General features: G+C 53.7%; 1 protein-coding gene. It reads right to left on the reverse strand.

Annotated features, from left to right (window positions below; all coding sequences use genetic code 11):
* Positions 1-4,228 (reverse strand): T9SS type B sorting domain-containing protein (locus EAX61_RS16230; protein WP_147448394.1); only part of this gene is annotated, 4,228 nt, incomplete at both ends.

Genomic DNA, 4,228 nt, shown 5'->3' on the forward strand with positions numbered 1-4,228 from the left:
TCTCCGTTCTCATCTGCTTCATTGTATTCCACTCTGAACCAGTAATCGTTAGATGGCATTGGCTGTCCGTTAAAGGTACCGTTCCATCCCGGGCTTGTCGGGCTTAGCTGCTTTAGCAGTTTCCCGTATCTGTCAAATATAAAGATTTTTGCGTTGAGATTAGGTGGTGTTCCTATCCCTAGAATGTTCCATCTGTCGTGGAAGCCGTCATTGTTGGGCGTGAAGAACCTCGGGTAGTCTATGATTCCCACCTCCACCGGTGTCGCAGGGCAGTTCCCGTCCTTCCTTCTCCCAAACACGGTGTGCTCCCCGGGACGTACGTTTGTAAATACCGTACTGTCGCCAAAGGGCCCGTCATCTATCGCAAACTCATATTCCGCTGCACCAAACCCTGTGATACTTCCTTCCACTACTTGTACGGTGTAAGTCCCCCCAGCATTAAAGGCATCCTCGAGCACCTCCACCTGGAACAACGGTCCGCTTATGGCGGTAAATGTCGTCTCAGCCTCATAGCTACACTCGTGCACCATTCCTGTGAGTACATCCGTATATATGGCGGTCACCGTGACACTATAGGTGCCCACAGCCTCCACGCTCACCGTTGGGTCTATAGATATCAAGCTACCGTCTAGTCTCCAGGCGTAAGTATAGATCGCTCCCGCAATAATCGTCTCTGGCGTTGCATCCAGTATCACGGGCTCTAGGATCTCTCCCGTTGTAGGATCCACACAGATATCACCCCCGGTATCCGAAAGATCTGTATATGGCACCTCCTTCACATCGATGGCAAAGGATACCGGTGGGCTAGAAGGACAAGTTGTCGTGGTATCCTCCACTACCGCCCAGATCACCTGTGGATCGCTTGTATTTACAAACACCGTAGGATCAGCGATGGCATTGTCGTTCGCCTCGGCATCTGCTAAGCTGGTAAAATAGTTTACTTGATCTGTAGGACCTAGAGGTCCGCCAAATATGACTTCATCCTGCACCGTAAGGTCTATGGTCGCTGTTCCTGGCGTCGGGATGCCGTTTACCATATCTGGCACAATATCTTCACACACCATCAGATCCTCTGGCTGCTGTGCCACCGGTCTTGCCTCGACCACAATCTCTAAGAACTCTACTACAAAACACCCGGTCACGCGGTTTTCGATACGTATCCATAGCCCCGTGAGCACATTTTCATCAAAGTTGTACGGGCTGCTCAGCGCAAAGTCATCTGTGAGCGCCTGGGACTGGTCCTCGTGGTAGGTGATAAAAAAGTCACCCTCTACCTGGGGTGCCTGCAAGAGATCGATTTCACCAGCGATATTCTCTAAAATCAACATCCCCATCGAGTCGTCGCCATCTTCCTGCTCGCAGAACACGTAGGGATCCACACGGTCTGGGTTTACCACCGGCAGCGGATTTATCACCACCTCAAAAGGCACGATCACCGCACAGGTATTACCCATTACAACGGCCGGGTCGTGGTCCACTCTTGCGTAGAGCGTCTGACCGTTGGGCACAGAGTTCGTATACAGATATCCTGCTGCGGCATCAGTTGCTGGAGCTGGGGTATTCGTTACTGCGTCGTAGCTTTGCGCTTGCGCGAAAGACTCGAAGATACGGATCACCGTGGGCGCACTCGCTGGGTCTATCTCCCTTACCGTTGGGGTAAGGTCAAAGTCAAAGCGTCCGTCAAAATCATCGTCGCACACCACTACATCCTCTGGGTTTACATTATCTGGAGTGGGCAGAGGCAGCACGCGCAGGGTGCGGTCTGTCTGTACCTCACAGCCTGCCTGTGAGGTGACCACCACGATGATGACCTGTGGATTTGCAATGTTTGTGTATGCCGTGGGATCGACAATGACTGGGTTACCTGCGTCAAAGTCTGCCTGGCTGGCATAATAATCTACTTGTAAGAGCGGGTCTGTTGTGATCTCGTTTTGGTTCTGTGTGAGGTCAAATACAGCAAACTGGTCGTTGTCGTCATCACATACCTCCAGCGGGTTGGTGAGATAGTTTCCGATGGTCGGAAGCGGCTCTACCGAGATATCAAAGGTGGTTATGGTAGCGCAGTCACTACCATCGGTATACAGTATCCTCACATAGATGGTTAGAGGTGACATCGCTGTGTTCAGGTCATAGTCTGCCGCATTGGTGAGTCCCGGGTCTGTCACATCTTCGGCGCTGGCCTGTGTGTCGTGGTAGGACACGGTAAAGTCGGTTGCCGGTAACGGTAACTGTGCATCCAGCAAGGGCTGTGTGTATACGGTAAGGTCAAATTCTTCGGCGCTATCACCGTCGTCATCACAGGCTACGATGTCCTCAAGGGCCGTCGCAGGGAGTACCGGTGTGGGGTGTGATTGTAGGGTAAAGGGGAACACTTTCGCGCAAGCGGTAGCATTTACATTGTCCTGAGCCCGCACGTAGAGCACTTGGTTAGGGACGATGTTGTCATAGCTCACCGTGTTTGTGATGGCATCTGCAGGGTCACCGTTCTGAGCATCGGCCTGTAACTCGTAAAAGGAGAGGTCCAGGGTGGTCTGCCCGTTCAGGATGAGTGTTGCATAGGCATCCAGGTCAAAGCTGGAGAAGTCGTCGTTGTCCGGGTCGCAGGCGATGGCATCGGGCAGCGGGTCTGAGATGAGCACGGGAACGGGATCCACGCGCAGGTCGGTGGTTTGGATAATACTACACATCCCGGGATCGGTACTGGTGATCAGGATGGTGATGGTCTGCGGGTCTGCACCGGTGCCCTGGTAGGCGTCCTGTGGCTGTATGTCCATACCCGTGACAATGTCAACAGGATCGGCATAATAGGTTACCTCCAGGTTCGTGAGTGCACCATTGTTAGTGATATCGTCTGTGATCACGGTAAGATCAAAAGTGGCGATGCCGTCCATATCGTCACCGCTGTCCATACTGTCACAGGCAAAATATTCTGTCGCAGGGGTTGTGAATGTCGGGGTGTCGCCTACGTTTATGGTAAAGCTGGTCACCGCGGCGCAGGCGGTGTTTGCTTGTGTGGTGTCCTGCAGTCGCACCCATATGGTTGTAGTTGCCGGTGGTCCAAAATTATAGGCTGCAGGGGTGGCGATGGCATCGTGTCCGGGCTCCATCTCTGGGGTCTCGGCGCTGGCTTGTGTCTCGTGGTAAGTGATGCTGTAGTCTGCCGCGGGAAGGGTTCCTAGGACAAGGATGTCGTTCTGTGTGAGGTCAAAGGTGGCATTACCGTCCATCGTCCCGTCGGCATCATCACAGGCGGTGAGCTCCAGTGCTGCCGCTGTGGCGGTTATCTCTGGTGTATCGCGCACGACAAGGGTCACCTCGATAATGGTAAAACAGGCGGTGTTGGGAAGTGCGGGATCGTCCTCTGTGGAGCGTGCCCACAGGGTACGGCTACCACTCTGGTAAGCGGCCGTGGTCACGGGGCTCATAGCGTCTATAGCATTTTGTTCTGACTCATAAAAGGTAACTGTTACCAGTTCGCCGTTTGCAATGGCAAGGGCCTCATCGGTAAGGTCAAAGATGGCTTGATTGTCCAGCACCCCGTCGCTGCCGTCACACTCCTCGACATCGGGGATGGTGGTGGGGCTCGGGTTAGGCACTACCACAAGGGTGAGGCTCACCACAGCGTGGCAGTCTTCCATCGTGCTGGTGTCCACCACTCTTGCCCATACTGGGATGTTACCAGTAACCATACTTGTATAGGGATGTGAGGTGGGTGCGGCAATGAGCGCTGCAGGGTCTGCAGTATCTGCCCCAACCTGGGTCTGGTACCAAGTAACGCTCCAATCTGTGTTTGCGCCGATAATGATGCTCTCACGGCTGGTAAGATCAAAGAGGCTGGTCATATCGTCACGGGAACCGCTGGCTAGGTCATCGCAAAGCTCATAGGCCGCTGGTTGATTGGGGACTGGGATGTCCTCTACCACAAGGGTAAGGGTAACGATGGCCTGACAGAAGGTGGTCATACTCTGGGTCTCGTCCTGTACCACGGCATATACATCGCCGCCAGTACTGGAGTGGTTGGTCTCATCAGGGATATCTGTCGTGCCGTTCTGGGCATTGGTAAGGTCTGCATACCAGGTCACCGAGTAACGCAAGGGATCCAGCCCGCCAAGGACATCCATCTCACGGCTGGTAAGATCAAAAACCTCAAGACCATCCCCGTCAAAATCACAAAGAGCATAGTCGTCAGGAGTGTCATTGGGCATTGGGGTGTCTAGAACGATGAGCT

This window comes from Dokdonia sinensis (assembly GCF_003688895.1).
Classification (GTDB): Bacteria; Bacteroidota; Bacteroidia; order Flavobacteriales; family Flavobacteriaceae; genus Dokdonia; species Dokdonia sinensis.